Below are 3,029 nucleotides of genomic sequence, written 5' to 3' on the forward strand. Positions count from 1 at the left end.
AAAGGCTAAGCACAAGCAAGTGCTTGAATTGATTGAACGCACTAGAGGGCGTGTTTTTAAAAAAATGACTTAATTGGGATTTTGCTGTGTTTGTCATGATAATTTAACCACTTAGTTTTAAAAATTTTAGACATAATACCACTGCCTCGCCCCTATATAAGTTTTTTTGAATATTTTTAAAAATTCTGATGAAGTTTTTTACAACCTAAAACGCATGATATTTGCATGCCGAATTAATACACGCTGCATAAAACCTTCAAGCTCAAACTCTAGTTGGTTTTGAGCATTACGCTGATGCTTGCGTGTAGCATAACAAACCAAGTACAGTGAATAAACTTAGTTACTACAGTTGTCTTTATCAATCTTTTAGATAGCACGCCTTATTAAAAATACACAAAAAACCCAGTCAAAAGACTGGGTTTTTTGTATCGCTAAATGCTTTAAGTAAACAACTTGACCAGCACTTGAATGTGATATTTTTAGTGCTGGTTATGGCTATTTATACAAAGTGTTTATTCCAAAACACAGCGAACACTAAAGCCAGAGGCACGATTAGAGTCAATAAATCTAGCGTTATTGGGATTGATATCCATAACACGGCTCTTGCCAGTAGTAGCAGACCGAACCCAAAAGTGGCTGAATGTTCGATTAAGGTTAACCGCTCCACCTGTATTATGGCGGAAGCCAGATGTTGGGATCTTAAGGAAGCTGGTGAAGGCTCTAGTAGCAGCACCATTGCTACCAGAAATACCAGATTTGGCAATCTCATCCCCTAAAACTGCTTCAGTTGGCACGCTAAAACCTGCTGGGCAGATGTCATTGGCTCCGCCATCTTTCCAAGCAGCCATTCTAAGTGCACCATTGACATCTACGCTCGCCCAATCATTAGTGCTATTAGTGCTAGTAATAAATAAGTTAGTGCCTGCATCGGTGATATCAGTAGCTAATGTGGATGATGTGCCGGTTTTTGTTCTATCTTCATGCCCGTCATCATTTCTACCCCATTGGTAATAATGACCATAAGCAGCATGGTCATTTTTTGCAGTAGCCACTTGGGTTGCACCTAGGTTTCTATCAAGCCAAACTCTATTTGTGAAAGGCGAGGTGACTAGCCCATAAGTTTGCCCTTTAAACAATATTTTGGTGCGTTCTTTAATACAACGAACGCTCTGACGATGAGTTTTACTAGTACTGAGGTAGTGCATATCATTACCTTTTACGAAGAAATAACGACCTTCTTTGTCATCCGTATCGTCAGTACTTTTAGTCCACACGGAGAGGCTATTGACAGAATCAATCGGAGTAATATTATCCGAAGAAACACCCGCAGCTGGCAACTTAAGGAAACTTAAGAGGACCGTAGCCACATTAGTACCTCTCTGGGGGAAGCGGGTGGTCTCTGCCGCAAACTCTCCCTCGGTTGGCACGCTAAAGCCTGCTGGGCAGATGCTGTCATTACTACTGAATTCGACATAATCTCCATAAGAAGGCATCTTTTGACTTACAGTTGCTGCTTCTGCTACTGCTGCCTCATCAGCAGTAGCTACTGCCGTTGCGCCTATGTTTCTATCAAGCCATACTCTTTTTGTGTAGGGTGAGACGATCAGTGCGTAAGTTAACCCTTTAAAGGATATTGTGTTTCCTACTTTTCCGTTTCTTTCAATCATTATTTTATTACTACGCTCGACCCAAGCAAGTGCACCTAAGTCCATTTTGTGGCTGTCTTTAAAGGCTTTGCTGGCAATCGAAAAGTTAGTGAATTTTTGCTTGTTGCCCAGTGGCAGTTTTACCGTGAGTTTGCCATAGCTTTTAGCATCCATGGCGTTGTTGTTTTCTTGACCGAATTCAAAACTTACCGACGGGGTAAGCTCAATATCCACGCCCAAAATATTACCCTTAATGTCTGGACCCAGTTTAGCGTCCCAATAATAATAAGTGCCTTTGATTTTTGCCCAAGGTAGATAAGGGGCTTGACCGCTGAGCTTGACATCATAACCTGACATGGCTCTTTCCTGTTTCTGCAAACCGTTGACTAATTTTTTGTCTGAAAATACATGATATCTATTGACATTGGCGCTAAAGTTAGCGCGTTGGTATTCCAAACCAAGGCTTAGACGTTTGTGCTTGGACTTGGACTCATAGTCGGTAAAAAAGTTAATGCCGGCGATTGCCATGTCGTCCTCTACCAATAGACGATGACCAATGCCTAAGTTAATCGTGGTGCGACGACTCTCGCCACCGTTGCCAGAAGCGATGCCTGCTTGGATAAAAGTTAATTGTTTGCTGTTGGCATTAAGCTCGGAGAGAGGTTGGATAGTTTTGAGGCTGTAAGTCAGTCTTTTTGTGCTAATCCCACTAATACTCACCTCACTACGACCCGCACCAAATGTGTTTAAAAATGTATTGGCTTTGTCGTTAACCAAACCTTCGGTTTTGTTAATGGCTTGGTTTTTAATACTTGTAGTAACTTTATTACCCAGTTGGTCGGTATTGCCTGAATTAGTAGAACCTAGAGCAGTACGAGCCGAGTCTGCAACTTCTTTGAGTAAAATCGTGGCTTGGTTGTCTTTCTTGGTGGCAGATTGTGGATTTTTTTGCTTGTAAGGTTTACTAAGATCTAGGTAGGCTTCTTTGTTAAATTCTTCTTTATTAGGTTGCTGAGAGTTGTCAACAGAAAAAGCATTAAAAGAAAATGTGATTAAAAGGCTAAGCGCAAGAAAGTGCTTGAATTGATTGAACGCACTTAGAGGGTACTCGCCTCCCCCCGCGATATTTACTATTGGAGTTGGCGTTGAGGTTAAGGTTTTAGAGTGACTTAATTGGAATTTTGCTGTGTTTTTCATGGTTAAAATTGCTCTTGGTTATTAAAAGTTTTTTTTGGAATTATATCACAATACCTACCCTATGCAGTTTTTTTACCCCAATCCAAAAATAAAAACCAAAAAAACGCACAAACCCCAACTGGTATAATGATTTCAACCAAAAAACAGTTTCACCTATTAGGTGAAAACCAAAGGCAATCAAGCCCC

At 40.7% G+C, this 3,029-nt stretch carries 1 protein-coding gene; it reads right to left on the reverse strand.

Annotation, left to right across the window (positions count from 1 at the left end; translation table 11 throughout):
* Nucleotides 1–512: 512 nt before the first annotated feature.
* Nucleotides 513–2,843, reverse strand: coding sequence for an inverse autotransporter beta domain-containing protein (locus BBROOKSOX_RS09770; RefSeq protein ID WP_139661493.1), 2,331 nt, complete (start codon nucleotides 2,841–2,843; stop codon nucleotides 513–515).
* Nucleotides 2,844–3,029: the final 186 nt, after the last annotated feature.

The sequence above is a fragment of the bacterium endosymbiont of Bathymodiolus sp. 5 South genome (assembly GCF_900128535.1).
GTDB lineage: Bacteria > Pseudomonadota > Gammaproteobacteria > PS1 > Pseudothioglobaceae > Thiodubiliella.